This window comes from Myxacorys chilensis (genome assembly GCF_059505265.1).
The window spans coordinates 1-17,660 of the sequence record NZ_JCACKG010000078.1 but is presented as its reverse complement, the minus strand read 5'-3'; the positions used below and the strand labels follow the sequence as shown (position 1 = coordinate 17,660).

Annotated in this window: 12 protein-coding genes; 5 read left to right on the top strand and 7 right to left on the bottom strand. The window is 48.3% G+C overall.

Translation table 11 applies throughout. The annotated features are described in order from the left end of the window. Positions 1–48 precede the first annotated feature (48 nt). Positions 49–453, bottom strand: a complete 405-nt coding sequence (locus tag AC5JLB_RS04790; protein WP_495872709.1) for a hypothetical protein — start codon at positions 451–453, stop codon at positions 49–51. Positions 454–1,204: 751 nt separating this feature from the next. Here AC5JLB_RS04790 and AC5JLB_RS04785 point away from each other — a divergent pair. Both AC5JLB_RS04785 and AC5JLB_RS04780 read left to right on the top strand, forming a co-directional pair. Beyond that, the gene (locus tag AC5JLB_RS04785) at positions 1,205–2,224 is read left to right on the top strand and encodes a glycosyltransferase (RefSeq protein ID WP_495872708.1); all 1,020 of its coding nucleotides are present in this window, start codon (positions 1,205–1,207) and stop codon (positions 2,222–2,224) included. A gap of 4 nt (positions 2,225–2,228) precedes the next feature. Further along, the gene (locus AC5JLB_RS04780) at positions 2,229–3,203 is read left to right on the top strand and encodes a glutathione S-transferase family protein (RefSeq protein WP_495872707.1); all 975 of its coding nucleotides are present in this window, start codon (positions 2,229–2,231) and stop codon (positions 3,201–3,203) included. 38 nt (positions 3,204–3,241) lie between these two features. On the opposite strand, the gene cydB is transcribed toward AC5JLB_RS04780, so the two are convergent. From cydB to AC5JLB_RS04755, 5 genes are all read right to left on the bottom strand, one after another. Continuing rightward, entirely contained in the window at positions 3,242–4,255 is a 1,014-nt protein-coding gene (cydB, locus tag AC5JLB_RS04775) for a cytochrome d ubiquinol oxidase subunit II (RefSeq protein ID WP_495872706.1), read from the bottom strand. 71 nt (positions 4,256–4,326) lie between these two features. Further along, positions 4,327–5,772: a cytochrome ubiquinol oxidase subunit I gene (locus tag AC5JLB_RS04770; RefSeq protein ID WP_495872705.1), complete on the bottom strand. Its 1,446-nt coding sequence runs from the start codon at positions 5,770–5,772 to the stop codon at positions 4,327–4,329. 365 nt (positions 5,773–6,137) lie between these two features. Beyond that, positions 6,138–8,300: an EAL domain-containing protein gene (locus AC5JLB_RS04765; protein ID WP_495872704.1), complete on the bottom strand. Its 2,163-nt coding sequence runs from the start codon at positions 8,298–8,300 to the stop codon at positions 6,138–6,140. Positions 8,301–8,651: 351 nt separating this feature from the next. Beyond that, positions 8,652–8,963, bottom strand: coding sequence for a (2Fe-2S) ferredoxin domain-containing protein (locus AC5JLB_RS04760; RefSeq protein WP_495872703.1), 312 nt, complete (start codon positions 8,961–8,963; stop codon positions 8,652–8,654). Positions 8,964–9,024: 61 nt separating this feature from the next. Beyond that, complete coding sequence (locus AC5JLB_RS04755) at positions 9,025–10,128, bottom strand: CobW family GTP-binding protein (RefSeq protein WP_495872702.1); 1,104 nt, start codon at positions 10,126–10,128, stop codon at positions 9,025–9,027. A 261-nt stretch (positions 10,129–10,389) separates the two neighbouring features. Between AC5JLB_RS04755 and cysS the strand changes: the two genes are divergently transcribed. The 3 genes from cysS (at position 10,390) to AC5JLB_RS04740 (ending at position 14,883) form a co-directional block, all read left to right on the top strand. Beyond that, positions 10,390–11,853: a cysteine--tRNA ligase gene (gene cysS, locus AC5JLB_RS04750; protein ID WP_495872701.1), complete on the top strand. Its 1,464-nt coding sequence runs from the start codon at positions 10,390–10,392 to the stop codon at positions 11,851–11,853. A 247-nt stretch (positions 11,854–12,100) separates the two neighbouring features. Further along, entirely contained in the window at positions 12,101–13,540 is a 1,440-nt protein-coding gene (locus AC5JLB_RS04745) for a TldD/PmbA family protein (RefSeq protein ID WP_495872700.1), read from the top strand. Continuing rightward, a complete protein-coding gene (locus AC5JLB_RS04740; protein WP_495872699.1) occupies positions 13,537–14,883 on the top strand; it encodes a TldD/PmbA family protein in 1,347 nt (448 codons plus the stop codon). Before AC5JLB_RS04745 ends, AC5JLB_RS04740 begins: the two co-directional genes overlap by 4 nt. A 63-nt stretch (positions 14,884–14,946) precedes the next feature. Here AC5JLB_RS04740 and AC5JLB_RS04735 read toward each other — a convergent pair whose 3' ends face one another. Then, complete coding sequence (locus tag AC5JLB_RS04735) at positions 14,947–17,526, bottom strand: CHASE domain-containing protein (protein WP_495872698.1); 2,580 nt, start codon at positions 17,524–17,526, stop codon at positions 14,947–14,949. Between the last annotated feature and the right edge of the window lie 134 nt (positions 17,527–17,660).

The window sequence follows — 17,660 nt, the reverse complement described above, 5'->3', positions numbered from 1 at the left end:
GAAGAGATTTTATTTGCTTTGCTTCCCCTGCCGCTTCTAACTAGCAACTTAAGTTTTTAGATCAGCAACAAGTTGATTCTGGTGCTGATAAAGCTCCTCAGCAAGCTTGACTTCTTCGGTCTCAAACCCTACCGCTTGTGCTGCTTTGCTGTTAAAAGTAACGATGTGAGTGTCGTTATTGAGCTTTGCAAACTTATCGAGCTTTCGCAACGTCTCATCGAGTTTTTCGACTGGTATGGTATCAAGTGCGGTTACTGGCAGTTCAGCAGAGGGCGGATCGGGTTGTTTCTCTTTTTCCGGTTTTGGGTTTTCCTCAACAAAAACGGGTGCAACATTCGGGCGGGTTTGGATGGGGTTAGATGTATCGATCGCGGGTCGCGATTGAGACCGAGCAAGACCCACACCACCCAACACAAAAGCCAATGCAGCAATTGCAATTAGATTTTTTCGCATGGAGATTTTCAAAGAACGTCTCTATTCTATTGCAGGTGGTTGAAAATGTCCTGTGTTGCCTGATATAGCGATTCTGACGCGATCTCACCTTTATTTCAGCCTTACAATCCTACCAAGTGGTGAAATTAGCAATCGTGATTGCAAAGCTCTAGGAATCGATCCATAGAAGTTTTCCTAACAATCGATAGACCCTAGGGAAATTTCTAAAACAGTTCTAATTTTACAGTTGCGAAAAGACTATATCAACTAATAAGAATTGATAGGGTCTTTGGCAATTTTCTAAACCGTTTCAAAAATTAATAGGTCTTGTTAAGCAAACGCTTAACTTTTAGGAAACATTGTTGATACCACAGGAGGAGCGCACGTTACGGCTCTATCCTGATTTCCTTTGCTGCTTTGATGACTGCAATCACGGTCATTGCAGTCATCAAAGCAGCAAAGGAAGATTTTCCGAACTTAATGGTTTCACACTGGATTAATGGTTTAACAGTGGCACCAACAGCCTGACCCAAGCACGAGGACGACGATCCCGCCTATTTAAGCGCAAAGCTCATTTCCAATCCAATGCCAATTCAGCACAACTCTCACTCTTATTGGAGTGCTGATACCGTTATGAAAGTAAGTTATCGACTGATACCGTTATAAAGGACTTCTTATAACGTGCAAAAGCCGCCCTCCTCCCCCAAGCCCAAGAGGGAGTGAGGAACTTCCTCGGGAGGTCTAGCTATGCGGGCAGAGTGTTGAGGTCAGAATGTTGAGGTCAGACGTGATGCGATCGTTGTATTTTTTGCTTCCAGGAACAACTCAAAAATTTGCCTGTGGTGGATTATTTGCCGAATTAAAAACGCTCGCGATCGCCCAGTCGATTTGCCCATCAGAGATTGTTACCTACCGGCAGCGGGAACCAAACCTCCTATTTTTAGACGATGTACTGAAGCAACCGTCGCTAAATCATGTCATTTTTGTCGCCAGTTGGGGGTTTGATGTCCCTAAGTTAGTGGCTCGATTGAAGCATCACCACGTTCTATATCACGCTCACAGCAGTGGCTATGGGTTTCGGCTTCCAGCTAAAATTCCGATCATGGCAGTGAGCCGCAACACGATGGGATATTGGGGACAGCGATCGCCAAATTCTCTCATTTATTATCTTCCCAACCAAATTTCTGATGAATTTAGCAACTTCAGTTCTCATCGCGATATTGATGTTTTAGTTCACACTCGCAAATCATCAGAATATTTAGTACAGCAGCTAATTCCCGCTTTGCAGAAACGCTGCAACGTTTGTGTTATCGATACTCACGTCGATAGTCTTGCAAATCTGTTTAATCGCACGAAAGTTTACCTTTATGACTCGGCAGAATACTGGGCGCAACAGCGAGTGAGTGAAGGATTTGGATTGCAACCAATGGAAGCAATGGCATGTGGATGTCAGGTGTTTTCGAGCGTCAATGGTGGACTGTCTGACTACTTAGATCCAGGCTTCAACTGTCACAAAATTGCAGGCTATTCGACTGATTTTGATGTGTATCGAATTCTAAACAGCGTTAATCAGTTTGTACCAAATAAATTGCCGGAGTCGTTCCTTGCACAGCATCGTACCGATCACATCACCAAGCGGCTAGCGCTGATTCTACAGGAAGTCAACGAGTTTTTTGATCACTCGCAACAGCAGCCATCCGATATTCCTGAGCTAACGCCGAGCCGAGTCATCAGCCTACGATCGCAGACCCTATTCGTTAAGCTAAAGAAAAAGCTTTTGTCTCGCAGATAGAATCATGGCAAAACTTCCTCCCAAACTCATTATTCAATCGGGCAAATTCGTTTGGACGACCCTTTGGCGTGTGATGATGTCAAACCTTGCACCGCGATCGCCATCCGGGGCGTATACTCGTCCTGAAAGTGAATTTAGAAATGTCGTTAGTCGGAACGCAGATGCCCCCTATCCGGCTGAATCGGGACGCTACAAGCTCTATGTTGGAATGAGTTGTCCGTGGGCACATCGAACGCTGGTTGTTCGAGCGCTGAAAGGATTGGAACATGCGATCGCGGTTTCGATTGTCTCTCCTTCTCCAATAGAAGGCGGATGGGTATTAGATACATCAGAATATGGATGTCGCCCATTAGCAGAGTTGTATCAAGTTGCGCAACCTAATTACACGGGACGTTGCACTGTTCCGGTGCTTTGGGATACTAAAACCAATACGATCGTGAACAACGAGAGTGCAGAAATTATCGTGATGCTCAACGATCAGTTTAATGAATTTTCTACAAATTCAGAATTAGATTTATATCCAGAGAATCTGCGTGAGAAAATTGACGCTTGGAATGATAAAATTTATCCTGCCATCAATAATGGCGTTTATCGCTGTGGATTTGCTCAGACGCAAGAAGCATATGAAACCGCCTGTCGTGAACTATTTGCGGCATTAGATGAAATTGATAGCGCTCTTAAAACTGGGCGTTATCTGTGCGGCGATGCCCTCACGCTAGCAGATATCAGACTTTTTACAACGCTATTCCGATTTGATATTGCCTACTTTGGGTTGTTTAAATGCAGTCTTCGTCGCATCAAAGATTATCCCCATCTTAGCGGTTACTTACAGCAGTTATATCAACTGCCGGGAGTAGCAGCCACGTGCGATTTAGATGCTGTAAAACGCGATTACTACGGTAACTTGTTCCCCTTAAATCCAGGAGGAATTGTTCCCTTAAGCCTAGATGCTAAAACCTTACTAACCTCTGGCAATTAATGGTTTAACAATTAATGGTTTAAACTCTGGCGTGTCAGCTACTCACCGTATGATTCGCCAGATACTTTGCCCCGAAAAACAATGTATTGGTACACATTGTAGAACACCATCACCGGAATCAGAAACCCAATGAGAATAATCATGATTACCAACGAACTTGCATCAGCCGACGCCTCATAGATCGTAATCTGAGTAGGAATAATGTAAGGAAACACAATGAGTCCTAAACTCAAAAATGTGAACACAAACAGCAGAATTGTCCAAACAAAGGGAGCGCGATCTTCTTTACGGTTGAGACTCCGCAGAAGTTGGGCAATTAGTAATACACCAATGAATGGAATCGTTGCAAAAACATAAGCAAGCGGCGGATCAAATAAACGAGTTCTGGTGCTTTCGTAAAAGATTGGAGTCGATACCGTAATGAATATTGCACCAATCAACGTCGTCCAGGCTGCAAGCTTTGCGGTGCCATAGTGAATGTCCTGTAGCTCTCCGCTCGTCTTCCAAACCAAGTAGGTCGAGCCAATCAACACGTAACCCTGGATCAGCGTCAGTGCCACCAGCACCGATTGCCAGGTTAGCCAATCCCACGTGCCGCCAATAAAGTGTCCCGTCTTGTCAACGTTGATGCCTGATAGCACGGCACCGAGGGCAAACCCTTGCCCCAGTGCGGCGGCAAAGCTGCCAACACCAAAGGCAATATTCCAGAAAAATTTACGGTTGGCTTGTTCGCGGAACTCAAAGGCGACGCCTCGAAACACAAAGCCAAACACCATGAGAAAGATGGGAATGTATAGCGCACTTAAAATCGTGCCATAGGCAAGGGGAAACGCGCCAAACAGACTGCCGCCCATTAGAACCAGCCACGTTTCATTGGCATCCCAAATGTTGCTTAGACTGGTCATTAAGATACCGCGCCGCTCTTCATCGGATGAGGTGAGCGACAAAATGCCGACTCCCAAATCAAATCCGTCAAGCATCACATACAGCAACAGAAATAATCCTAAAATCACAAACCAACATTGAGGCAGAAAATATTGCAGGGTTTCCATAATGTTTCGTAGGATTGGACTTTCTACCCATGATTTGTTGAAGCATTTGTTGAAGTGATCGCGGCAACCGGCTACTGTTGAGCCTCGACAGGACGTTCGTCGGGAACAAATTCGCCAGGTGAGGTATCGATCGCAGGTCTAGTTACCTCAGTACCAGGAATAGGCAATGCTAAGTCAGGACCTTTGCGAACAATCCGGCTGCCGAAATATAGCGTTGTGATGAATAGCAACGTATACACAAGTGCAAATGCAGTGAGCGATGTTAACACGTTGCTAGCAGGAATGTTAGAGACCGAATCGGCTGTCCGAATTTTCCCATACACTGACCACGGTTGCCGTCCAACACAACGTACGATCCAGCCCGATTCGACTGCAATGTAGCCAAGCGGGCCGGAAAATAGCCAAATTCGCATTAGCCACTTTTGATCTGAGATCGCAGCGGCTGACAATTTTCCTCTAAACCATTGCAGTACAGTGAGTCCCATCAGCACCGCCAGAAAGAACCCAATCGCAATCATCGTGCGAAAGGCGTAATAGATCAATCCCACCGCGTGAGGTCGCTCGTCAGATTTAATATCTTTCAACCCAACCACGGGATGAGTTAATTCTTTTCTGAACTCTAAGATGTAGCCTAAAGCGTTGGGAATTGTGATTTCAAAATCGTTCTTCTCTGCTTTGTCGTTCGGAATGGCAATCACGCTCCAATCGGCGGGTTGACCAGCAGGGGAAGTATTCCACTGGGCTTCCATCGCAGCGAGCTTTGAGGGTTGATGCTGCTGAACTTGTTCGCCGCTCATGTGTCCGAGGTAGATCTGAAATGGTGCGACTGCGATCGTAGCTGCCAGCACAATTTTGAAGGATTTGGCAAAAAATGCTTCGTGACGACGGTTGAGAATATACCAAGCGCTAATGCCGCCGATGACAAACAGCGATGTTTCTAGCGTCGCAAAAAACATGTGCGAAACACTGTTGAGCCAAAACGGGTTAAACATCGCCTGAAAGTAGTCGTTGACCACGAATTTGCCATTGACCATATCGCCGCCGGTCGGCGTTTGCATCCAGGAATTGGCAATCAGAATGAATACGGTCGAAAGATTTGCGCCAACGGCAACCAAAATTGTAGACATAAAGTGAATCGCTGGATTCACGCGTTCCCAGCCAAACAGCATGATGCCGAGAAATGCCGCTTCTAGCATAAATGCCCACGATGCTTCAAAGCCGATGACGCTGCCGAAAAAATTGCCGACTGCTTCTGAAAACGGTGCCCAATTCGTCCCAAACTGAAATTCCATCGGAATTCCGGTTGCCACTCCAATCCCAAAATTTAGAACGTAAAACTTGCTCCAGAAGCGAGCGTGCAGGTAGTAGTCAGGATTTTTGGTTTTGAGCCAGAGTCCTTCTACGATCACTAAGTAGATGCCCATTCCCGTAGTTAGAACGGGCCATAAGATGTGAAAAATTGCCGTCAGCGCAAACTGCATCCGCGACAAAACAACGGTGTTGGAGAAAAGATCCATTACGACTTTCCTAAGCTCAGTGAGTTCTCCCTCGAATGGTAGTGATCGAATCGATTGAGGAGGCGCTACTTGAGGAAGTCTTAATGTTTTACGAGCCGTCGAAGTTCTAGAGCAAAGTTTGCTAGGAAATGCCAAGAATATTTTTGTCGACCCCAATAACTAGGTCAACGAAATTAGGTAGTGTTATGGACCCGTGATTGAGCGATTCATCGCCCTTGTAAAGACGCGATTCATCGCGTCTTTACAATGCAGCATCGAAGTTGAGCAGGCTTACAACAACACTACCCGTATTTTGTAGATGACAATGTGGACAAAATGTTCACAGCTGCTTCTCAGGACGCTCACACTCTATTACGCCTATTTACTTACAAAAATATTACTTCGTTAGAACTACCCTGCGTATGAGCTACACAATTTCGGCCTTGTGCTTTCGCTCGATATAGCTCTTGGTCTGCAGCTTTAACTAGAGTTGTGGAAACCGCTCGACTGTGGGGAACAGTAGTTGCAACACCTAAACTAAGTGTGATGAACGGACTGACTTGAGAACCAGAATGTGAAATTTGCAAAGCGTTAACATTGAGTTGAATTTCGCGTGCGACCGCAATTGCCCCTTCTACATCTGTATACGGCAAAATTACCGCAAATTCTTCTCCACCATAGCGAGCAACTAAATCGGCTGGGCGTTTCACTGCCTTAGCGATCGCTTTGGCAACTTGCCTCAACACATCATCCCCCGCCAAGTGCCCATACGTATCGTTGTAGCGTTTAAAGTAATCAACATCACATAAAATCATAGACAAAGGCAACTGCTCCCGATCTAACCTCTGCCATTCTGAGTTGAGATATTCATCAAAACAACGACGATTTGCAACCTGGGTTAAGCCGTCAGAAGAGGCAAGGCGCTGTAGTTCCTGGTTTGCTTGTTGCAGTTGTTGGTAGAGCTCAGATTGTTGAATCGCGATCGCGGCTTGACCAGCAAGTTGGCTAAACAAGCTAACCTCAGAAGGTCGCCATTGCCTAGGACTTCTGCATTGATGGGCAATTAACAACCCCCACAATCGTTCTTGCTGCAAGATAGGAACGACGAGATTGGCCCGGATTTGAAATTGTTGCAGCAGGTCAAGATGGCACGGCGTCAAATTCGCGGCGTAAACATCCTCGATCGCTCTGGAATGTCCCTGTCGGTAGTAATCAGCACGAGTGCCTTGGAAGCAGGTATCCATGAAGTGGAGTCCGAGAATTGGCAACCACCCCTCTGCAACTGACTCTACAACAACCAACCCGCTCCAATCCGGCTCAAACCGATAAATCACAACTCGATCGACTTCAAACAATTGCCGGACTTCGGCGGCGGTATTTCGCAAAATTTCGTCTAAATCTAACGATTGTCGAATCCGTTGTGTCACCGAGGCAACAATCCGTTCCGATTCGCTTTGGCGGCGGAGGTGGTCATCAACTGGATGATGCTCAACGGTTGTCACAGGGGCGCTGAACTCATTGACAACAAGATGAGGGGTTGCGGTAATGGGAGAGGCATTGGGTTTAGAAATCAGGTACCCTTGGGCAAAAGTGGCTCCTCGCTCCCGTAGCCAGCCCAATTCCTCCACGCACTCAATGCCTTCCGCTACAGTTTGAATATTTAGCTTCTGAGCGATTTCTAGAATTTTTTCGGTAATCGAAGCTTTGTAGAGGTCTTGATGCACATCCCGAATCAATCCCATATCCAACTTGATGAAGTCAGGACGTAATTGATGCAGTAGGTTCAAGCCAGAATAACCAGATCCCAGGTCATCAAGTGCGATTAAAAACCCCTCCTCGCGGTAGTATTTGAGGACTGCTTTGAGATGGTCTAAATTCTCCGGATTGTCTGATTCGACCACCTCAAAGACGACGTGTTCATGCGGAATCCCAGCTGCATTGATGGCTGCAACAGTACTGCGCAAACAGGAAACCGGGTCGTACAACGCGGTTGATGCAAAATTGATGAAGAGGTGGCTTTTGACCTGATGGTGGCTGGCTTGCGCGATCGCGCTTAAACGGGCTGACTGATCCAATTGTGACAGCAGTCCAGCGTCGTTTGCTAGCTCGAAAATGGAACCTGGCATCACCAGATTTCCCTGTTCGTCTAGTCCACGCAGGAGCGCCTCATAGCCATAAATTTGAGTGGTGTCGTCAATATAAACAATGGGTTGAAAGTAGCTGGTGAATCGACGGTCTGCCAGCATTCCTACCAGCCAGTCAGACTGACTGAACTTGATGAAACGATACAGCGATGTCATATCGCTAAAGTCGTAGAGCTTGGGTTTGGCACGCCCACCCATAAACAGAACTTGAGTTTCTCGCAACTCTTTAGGGGTGAGCAACCCCGCCAGATTTCTAGCTAACTCTTTGGCTTGTCCATCACCACAAACTACGCTAAGACCGTGTCGCTCCTGCATTGAGTCATACTGAAGTGGGGTATTTTGCAGGTACGACGTTACCTTATTGAGCGTGTGCGGCACTGGAAACCACAGAAACAGTGTACCCATCTCCTTAGCGGAACAACGGGTTACTTTGCTGCAAGTACAAGAATGAGGAACGGAAGGGGTGCGATCCACGAATACCCTACCTTAAATTAATTTATTTCTCTCAGTGTTCCCTAGGTTCACTGGAGCGAAAGCAACGCTTCTTAAAGCTAGCTTCCTTTTAGAATAAAGGTTCTGTGAATTTATCTGCTCTCATTACTTTACAATACTCTGGACAGCTTTCGATGCTGACGATGGGCGGCGGATCTCAGCTCTCTTCTTCATTCTAGAGCAAAGCGACTAACCAGAAATCAAGGGTGTCAGCCCCTTTTCAAAAAAACAAGCTGACTGTTGACCTTAGTATAGAGCGATCGCCTAGGAGCCGGACTCGGTAGGTACAGAATTTGTATATCGAGGATGGAGACGGGGATGCAATAGGTGGTCTACAGGATGACCGTGCTGGAGGTGCTGATGGGCGATCTCAGCTACATCTTTCGGTTTAACGCGGCAATACCACACTTCATCTGGCAATACGCGCACTGTTGCTCCTAGGTGACACTGCCCTTGGCACTCACTTGCACTGATCGAAATATCTGGAGTCGAACCTGCTAAAAAAGCTGCCAGTACTTCGGCTGAGCCATTGGCTAGGCAGCTTCGAGACTGGCAAACAAGAACTCGCTTATGCATGAACGTGCTGTGCGCTAAAGAAAGAAGTTCTTAGTGCTGAACTCCTGTCTTTAGCATTCCCTCATTTCCCAAATCCTTTCCCTTTGGTTGGCGAATGCACTGTAAAACAGGCTTCGACCTGCGATCGCAGAGTCTCTTTGTCCAGATTTTGCCCAATCAGGACTAATTGATTTTTGGGTTTGCCTTTCCACTCATCATCATCGAGCGAAAATCGCTTGCCGCTCAAATGGAAGATGTGACGCTTCGGGCTTTCTTCAAACCAGAGAATGCCTTTTGCTCGAAACACGTTGGTGGGCAATTGACTATCTAAGAAATGTTGGAACTTGCGAATGCTGAAAGGGCGATCACTGTCAAACGAGATTGACGTAAATCCATCAACTTCTAAATGATTGGAGTGATGATGATGCTCGTGATCATGGTCGTGATCGCAGTGCCCGTGGTCATGGTCGCACGCGGAATGGTCATCGTGCGCATGATCATGGTCGTGATGCTCGTGATCGTGATGCTCGTGATCGTGATTCTCTGTATCAGGATTGAAATACTTATCTGACTCAAATAACCCCACACTGAGCAACGCTCCTAACGGAACTTGACCTTTCACAGTGCGTAAAATTCGCGCGCCTTCTTTGACATCGCGCACCCGAACTTCTAGCGCATCGAGATCCGCTTCTTCCACCAAATCGGCTTTATTGAGCAGAATAATGTCGCCATACGCGATTTGGCTATGAGCCGCTTCACTGTTGAATAAGTCGAGACTGTAATTTTCAGCATCAACCACCGTCACAATCGAGTCGAGTCGAGTCAAGTCGCGCAATTCGGTTCCTAAAAACGTCAACGCCACCGGCAGCGGATCGGCTAATCCAGTCGTTTCGACCACCAAGTAATCAATTTGCTCTTGACGCTCCAATACTTTGTAAACCGCCTCAACCAGATCATTGTTGATCGTGCAGCAGATACAGCCGTTGCTGAGTTCCACCATGTTGTTGGAGTCATCAGCTTGAATAATCAGTTCATTATCAATGCCGATTTCACCAAATTCATTTACCAAAACGGCGGTTTTTAAGCCTTGCTGATTGGTCAGAATGTGGTTGAGCAGCGTTGTTTTCCCACTGCCCAGAAAGCCTGTGATAATCGTGACTGGAAGCCCTACTTTAGGAGCGTCCATCTTTGGAGAATCATTTGAAGTAGAATTAGTGGCTGCGGATTGCATAGCACGTTTGCCAGAAAAGTCTCTCTCCCATTATTGCCGATCTAGAATTGATTTATCATTGGCTATTGACGCTCCGCCGAATCGGAATGGGTCGGCGGACTTTTGCAGCGACACTGTGAGTGTCTCACTGCCCGTATTTTAAAATAATCCGTGTTTTGAAATTAAGTCGTTTGATGGTGCAGCGTCAATTCTTCTAAGCCCTAACTCTTTATCGCTATGTCCCTGAGTCTTTACAACACGTTGAGCCGCCGTCAAGAACCGTTTGAGCCGCTAGAACCTGGAAAGGTGCGGATGTATTACTGTGGGGTGACGGTGTACGACTACTGCCACGTGGGACACGGACGGGCATGTGTGGTTTGGGATGTGGTGCGGCGCTATCTGACGTGGCGCGGTTATGAGGTGCGCTATGTGCAAAACTTCACCGATATTGATGACAAAATTTTGAATCGATCGCGGCAAGAAGGCACGACGATGGAAGCCATTTCAGAGCGTTATATTGCAGCCTACTTTGAAGATATGGCGCGGCTCAACATCAAAGAAGCCGACGAATATCCACGGGCAACCCACACGCTTGATGGCATCAAACGTCTGATTCACGAACTCGAAACGAGAGGGTTTGCCTATCCCAGCGCAGGCGACGTTTACTACTCAGTCAGAAAATTCCCAGACTATGGTAAGCTCTCGGGTCAGAAATTAGACGAGCGCCGCATGGGAGCAAGCGGTCGCGTCTCCGAGAATGAAGAAGCCCAAAAACAAGATCCGGCAGATTTTGCGCTGTGGAAGTCGGCAAAGCCTGGAGAACCTGCATGGGAATCACCCTGGGGCAAAGGACGACCCGGTTGGCACATCGAATGTTCGGCTATGGTGCGCGAGTGTTTCGCAGATTCTGCAAGCCATCGCTTAGGCGAAACAATTGACATTCATGCAGGCGGCAACGATCTGATCTTTCCTCACCACGAGAACGAAATTGCCCAATCGGAAGCCGTCACTGGGAAACCTTTGGCAAAATATTGGCTGCACAACGGCATGGTGAACGTCAACGGCGAGAAGATGTCTAAATCGCTTGGCAACTTCACCACGATTCGGCAAATGCTCGATGCGCCTAACGCACCCGAGCCGATGGCAGTTCGGATGTTTATTCTGCAAGCGCACTACCGCAAACCGATTGACTTTACCGATGATGGCATTGCCGCGGCTCAAAACGGGTGGAACATCTTAAAGGCAGGGTTGCTGTTTGGGCATGAGTACGGTGAGCGCCTGGGCTGGACAGGAAGCGTAGAAACGCAAGCTGATGCGATCGCGCAATTTCGGACGGTGATGGATGACGATTTCAATACCTCTAGCGCCTTGGCTGTTCTCTTTGGTCTGGCAAAACAGCTAGAACGCGCCAGTAATCTACTGATTCACGAAGGCGAAACAGGTGAGCCGTCAGATCTGCTAGAGTCACAGTGGTTGACATTGGTTGAGTTAGCCAGCATTCTGGGTCTTGAAGCTCAGCCAGAACCCGAACAAGTCCCTTCAATTTCTGACGCCGAGATTGAAACGCTGGTTGCGCAACGCACCGAAGCCAAAAAAACGAAAAACTTTGCCGAAGCCGATCGCATTCGCAACGATCTGCAAGCTCAAGGCATTCAACTCATTGATAAACCGGGCGGTCTTACCCTCTGGCATCGCAGCTAAACTAGAAGATAAAGCGTAGATGGCTTCTCCATTAACTCTCCCGGCAAGATATGGCTGGGTTACCGCTGGCTGTTCATCCGTTACATCTGCTACCGAATCCGCTGCCACCCAAGTTATTAAAATGGTGCAAGAGAACTCATCGTTACAGTTTTCTTCATCCCGTTCGTGATAAAAACTGTTCGTGATAAAAGACGAATTCTCAGTTATAAACCAATAAGAGAAAATTACTCTATTTTTACCCGAATCGATGATTACAGAACTCACACATCTGCTTTCAACTCTCGATATTTCCGCAGAATGGGTCGGCTTACGAGCGACCAGAGAAATGTCTACCGCTCGTTCGTCTCGCGACGGAAGACCTGAGACCAATGGCACATCGACGACGCAGGGCGTCATGGTTGAAGTATTGGTGAACGGGCAGATTGGTTACGGGGCGACGAATTCATTAAAGCCTGAGCAGGTTCGGGAGGCAGCAGCAGCAGCCTATCGTCAAGCGATCGCGGCGTCCGAATGGACGATTCAGAAAACGGGGCTTTCGGCGCGTCCCAAAGTCGTCGGACAATATCTTTCCCCAATGGTCAAGCCGTTTGACGTGCTAACTCTGGGAGAAATCAATGATGTGCTGACTAAAATCTGTCACGGTCTCAAGCAATCAGACAAAATTGTCAAAACCAGCGCCACTGCCATCACAACAGAAACGGAGTCGTGGTTTGTAAGCAGCAACGGCTCCGAAGTCTATCAAAAATTTCTGCGGATCGGCACCGATTATTCTGCTACTGCTCAAGAGGGAGCAATCATCCAACGCCGATCGAGCAACGGGTTTTTAGCGCACTGCTATCAGGGCGGCATGGAATATTTCATCACGCCCGAACTGTGGAATCGCGTCCAGCAGGTTGGAGAGCAAGCATTAGAGTTACTCAGCGCAGAAGAATGTCCAACGGAAACAACAACGCTAGTGCTATCACCCGATCAAATGCTGTTGCAAATCCATGAAAGCATTGGTCATCCATTAGAACTTGATCGAATCTTAGGAGATGAGCGCAACTACGCAGGCGGCAGCTTTGTGAAGCTTCAGGACTTCGGCAACCTCGTGTATGGGTCGCCCTTGATGAACATTACGTTCGATCCAACCGTCTCTGGTGAGTTTGCCAGCTACGGTTTTGACGATACCGGAGCGCCTGCCTCGCGTGAATATTTGATCAAAGCAGGCGTGCTGCAACGGGGGTTAGGTAGTCTTGAGAGCCAAGCCAGAAGTGGCGTTGCGGGTGTTGCCTGTTCGCGGGCGTCCTCGTGGAATCGTCCGCCCATCGATCGCATGGCAAATCTCAACCTCGAATCTGGCGATCAATCGTTTGATGATCTCATTGGCGGTATCGATCGCGGCGTTTACATGGAAGCCAATCGCTCTTGGTCGATTGACGATCAGCGACACAAATTCCAATTTAGCTGCGAATACGCCAAGCTGATCGAAAATGGAAAACTGAGTAAAACGCTCCGCAACCCAAACTATCGCGGCATCACTCCGCAGTTTTGGAACAGTTTGGCGCGCGTGGGCGATCGCAGCACCTGGCAAATGTACGGCACCCCCTTCTGCGGTAAAGGGGAACCAAATCAGTGTATTTGGGTTGGACATGGATCTCCTGTTGCTGCGTTTGCCAATGTTGAAGTGTTTGGGGGTGGGGCATGACAACGGTTGAACGAGGCGCATTAGAAACAAGTTTCAATTCTTTGGTTGAGCAGCTTCGGGCGGAGCTAAGCCCAGACGAGCAGTTCACCCTCACGCTCACCAGTGAACAAAGCCAATTCACGCGATTTAATCACGCTAAAGTAAGGCAGACTGGAACGGTTAGCGACGGCACGCTGCGGCTACAGTTGATGCAAGATCAGCGCAGCAGCTATCAAGAATTTCCCTTCACGGGAGATGTTGAGATTGATCAGCGGCAGGCCCAACATGCCCTAGACGCTCTCCGGCAAGAAGTACCTCAACTACCCAAAAATCCCTATCTTGTTTTGCCTTCTGGAGATGCAACCAGTCGCGAAAGTCACGAAGGCAATTTGCTCCCTTCCGATGCTGTGCCTTCAACTATTCTTGCCGCCGTGGCGGATTTCGACTTTACCGGAATTTACTCTGCTGGACTTGTAATTCGAGCTTACGCCGATTCGGTTGGGCAGAAACACTGGTTTGCCACCGATACATATTCGCTCGATTATTCGTTATTTACGGCTGAAGGGCAAGCGGTTAAGGGCACGATCGCAGGCAATCAGTGGAATCACGCTGCCTATCAAACCAAAATTAATCAGTCTAGAGAGCAGCTAAACCGGTTGTCTGATGCGCCAAAACCGATTGGGCGCGGACAATATCGCACCTATCTAGCCCCTGCCGCCGTTGCTGAACTGGTGAACATACTATCCTGGGGCGGCGTTAGTGAAGCGTCGTATCAGCAGGGCGGAAGCTGTTTTGCGGCACTGCGTCGAGGAGAAAAAAAGCTGTCGCCTAAGTTCAGCCTCAGCGAGAATTTCACTCAAGGTTTAGTGCCTCGATTTAATGAACTCGGCGAAGTTGCCCCGTCAGAACTGCCGCTCATCGTGTCGGGTGAACTGGCGAACATGTTGATTTCATCGAAAACCGCGAAAGAGTACACGCTGGTGGCAAATGGAGCGACTCAAGACGAAGGACTGCGATCGCCGGAACTGGAGGTCGGAGACTTGCCCAGCGATCGCATCCTCACTGAATTGCACACTGGATTGTATGTCTCGAATCTGCACTACTTAAACTGGAGCGATCGCCCCACGGGTCGTATCACCGGAATGACGCGGTATGCCTGCTTTTGGGTTGAGAATGGCGAAATCGTTGCCCCAATCGAAAATCTCCGGTTTGATGACAGCTTGTATCAGTTTTGGGGCGAAAATTTGGTGGCACTGACCGATTTTCAGGAATTTATTCCTGACGTCGGAACCTACGAGCACCGCAACTTGGGTGGCGTTTTAGTTCCAGGCATGATTGTCGAAAACTTTACTTACACCTTGTAATTGAAGAACCCAAAAGTGTGATTGGAGAACCCAAGAGTCTTACTGGCATCCTCTCTTAACGGCTTACACGTCAAGTACAGTAGCAACGGCGTAAATTAGTTCATCTGCCTGAATCGGTTTCGCCAGATGCTGCTGAAATCCTGATTTGAGAATTCGTTCTCGATCGTCGACACTCGCAAAAGCAGTCAGCGCGATCGCTTTGCAGGTCGTTGTGCGAATCGTCGGAATCTGGCGAGTTTCTTTCATGCTCGACTGGGCAGAAAGTAGATCCTGTGAGCCTTCTAGCGATTCGCTTCGCGAAGTCTCAAAGAGTCGCACTTTCTTAATTAAGCTATATCCATCTTCTTCTGGCATACCAATATCGCCGATGAGAACCTGTGGATTGAAGTTCAGAAACGCATCCAGGGCTTGACCTGCTGTTGATGCCGTCATTACTTCTGCCCCAGCTTGCTGTAGACTAGTCGCGGCGATTTCACGGGCATCGGCTTCATCATCCACGACCAACACTCGAATTCCATCGAGTCGAGGCATTGATTTTGCAGAGCAGATGGGATGGACATCGGGCGCTCGGCGCACCGACTGACTTAACAACGGTAGTTGGACGGTAAAGGTTGAGCCTTGTCCTTCTCCAGGACTTTCCACCCGAACCGTTCCACCGTGACTCTCAATCAGGTGATGCACGATCGCTAGTCCCAACCCCAAGCCACCATGCAATCGAGTACTCTTGCTATCTGCCTGCCGAAAGCGATCGAACACGTAGGGTAGAAACTCAGGCGAGATTCCCGCTCCAGTGTCAACTACTTGAATTTGAGCGTAAGACTCAACGCTAGAAGAAGAGGGGTGAGACACCCTAGTTAACTGAACCTTGATGTGTCCTTCAGGGGGAGTAAACTTGATCGCATTTGTCATCAGATTCCAAATCACCTGCTGAAGTCGAGTTGCGTCTCCCAAAACAGGACTTTCAAGCGGCTCTAGCGTGGTTTGGATGTAAATCTTTTTAGCATCTGCCGACGATCGCACCGTCTCGATCGCGGCATTCACAATCGGAGCTAACTCAACCGGATGACGCTGAAGCCGCAGCTTTCCGGTGACAATTCGAGACACATCGAGCAAATCTTCAATTAACTGATTGAGAGATTTGGTATTGCGTTCAATCGTTTCGAGCGCCCGAATCGTAGCCGCTGCATCAAATTTGCGGCTCCTCAGGAGCGAAGTCCACCCCAACATCGCGTTCATCGGAGTCCGCAATTCATGAGAGAGCGTTGCGAGAAATTCGTCTTTCAGCCGACTCGCTTCTTGTAAATCCTCGGTTTGCTGCCGCAATTGCTCGACCAAAGCCGCCCGTTCTATGGCAGCCGCAACTTGATCGCAAACCACTTGTAGCAACGTCAACTCATCTGGTGTAAACACCGAGCGATCGCGGCTACCAAACGCCAATGTACCAATCAACTGATTGCGAGCGATCAACGGATAACAGGCATACGCGGTTAATCCTTGCGATCGCAGCACCTCTGTATCGACGGTTTGATTCACTCGCTCTATTACAACTCTTTGTTTCTGCTGCGCTACCCGACCCGAGATACTTTCTCCAACCTTCAGCTCCTCTACATATTGCAGCATCGATGGGGACAAGCCGCTACTGGCATTTAGCCTCAACGTCTGCTGGTTTGCATCAAGCAAATAGTTCAAATACACCTCAAGATCAAGCTGCTGCGATAGTTGACTAAACAAACTCGCAATAAATACCTTTGGCTGCTCGTGCAGCAGTAAACTGCTCGACATACTATAGAGCAGAGCCAAACGCTCATTGCTGCATTGCAGAGCGATCGCGGCATCTTCGGCTTTTAGTAGCGATTTCACCTGCGATCGGGTCAGTAGAAATAACACCAAACTCACCAGGATGCCCGTTCCCAAGATAGGAAGCACGAAACTCTGCTGAGAGAAACTATCGAGTTCTGGTCGAGACGTGAATACTAGGCTCCAGGAACGTCCCGCCACGTTAGAGGTAACGGTTTTAGTAAAATGAGGCGTGTAGGAACCGTCTGATTGGGCAGTTTCTGATTGAACATTTTTAGAGCGGTAGAGTAATTGCGTTGGGTTTAACGGCGTTCCATCGTAAAGCTGGAAATCAACATATTGCAATTGCCCCTCTGGAAAGATGCCCGCCATCAGATCGCCTGTGCGGAAAGGACTGTAGACAAAGCCTTGAAGCGCGGCTCGTCGCTGGGCAACGGTGGTTAACGGCGCACCGTTTTGATAGACAGGAACGTAAATCAGGAAGCCTGTCTGCTTATCCTGCTCGGTCTCTTGAATCAGAGTGACACGACCTGTCGCAGACGGCTGCCCAGTATCTCGCGCCCGCTCCATCGCTGCCCGTCGCCTTGCCTCTGTGAACATGTCATAGCCGATCGCGCCTTGATTACGTTGGTCGAGCGGCTCTAGATGCAGAATGGCGTGATATTCGTTGCGGTTACCGTCTGGTCTTATGGCGAAATTTCTAATTCCCTGCTGCTTCATCTCCGCCAGTAACACCGCTTTCTCACTTGTCGAAAATCGCCGAGAGAAGCCAATTCCCTGCACACCCGGAAATCTCTCGCGGAGGTGCTGCTGTTCAATATATCTGCGAAAGTCGGCGCGGCTCACACGCCCATTGACGGAGCCAGGCTCGGAAGAATTGCTAACGGTAAACAGCCCGCTTCCTGCTTCTAACAGCGCAATATATGTAACTTAAGTTGCTAGTTAGAAGCGGCAGGGGAAGCAAAGCAAATAAAATCTCT

Coding starts and splice junctions, on each gene's coding strand:
- AC5JLB_RS04790 (WP_495872709.1), bottom strand. CDS start 453: ATGCGAAAAAATCTAATTGCAATTGCTGCATTGGCTTTTGTGTTGGGT.
- AC5JLB_RS04785 (WP_495872708.1), top strand. CDS start 1,205: ATGTTGAGGTCAGACGTGATGCGATCGTTGTATTTTTTGCTTCCAGGA.
- AC5JLB_RS04780 (WP_495872707.1), top strand. CDS start 2,229: ATGGCAAAACTTCCTCCCAAACTCATTATTCAATCGGGCAAATTCGTT.
- cydB (WP_495872706.1), bottom strand. CDS start 4,255: ATGGAAACCCTGCAATATTTTCTGCCTCAATGTTGGTTTGTGATTTTA.
- AC5JLB_RS04770 (WP_495872705.1), bottom strand. CDS start 5,772: ATGGATCTTTTCTCCAACACCGTTGTTTTGTCGCGGATGCAGTTTGCG.
- AC5JLB_RS04765 (WP_495872704.1), bottom strand. CDS start 8,300: ATGGGTACACTGTTTCTGTGGTTTCCAGTGCCGCACACGCTCAATAAG.
- AC5JLB_RS04760 (WP_495872703.1), bottom strand. CDS start 8,963: ATGCATAAGCGAGTTCTTGTTTGCCAGTCTCGAAGCTGCCTAGCCAAT.
- AC5JLB_RS04755 (WP_495872702.1), bottom strand. CDS start 10,128: ATGGACGCTCCTAAAGTAGGGCTTCCAGTCACGATTATCACAGGCTTT.
- cysS (WP_495872701.1), top strand. CDS start 10,390: ATGTCCCTGAGTCTTTACAACACGTTGAGCCGCCGTCAAGAACCGTTT.
- AC5JLB_RS04745 (WP_495872700.1), top strand. CDS start 12,101: ATGATTACAGAACTCACACATCTGCTTTCAACTCTCGATATTTCCGCA.
- AC5JLB_RS04740 (WP_495872699.1), top strand. CDS start 13,537: ATGACAACGGTTGAACGAGGCGCATTAGAAACAAGTTTCAATTCTTTG.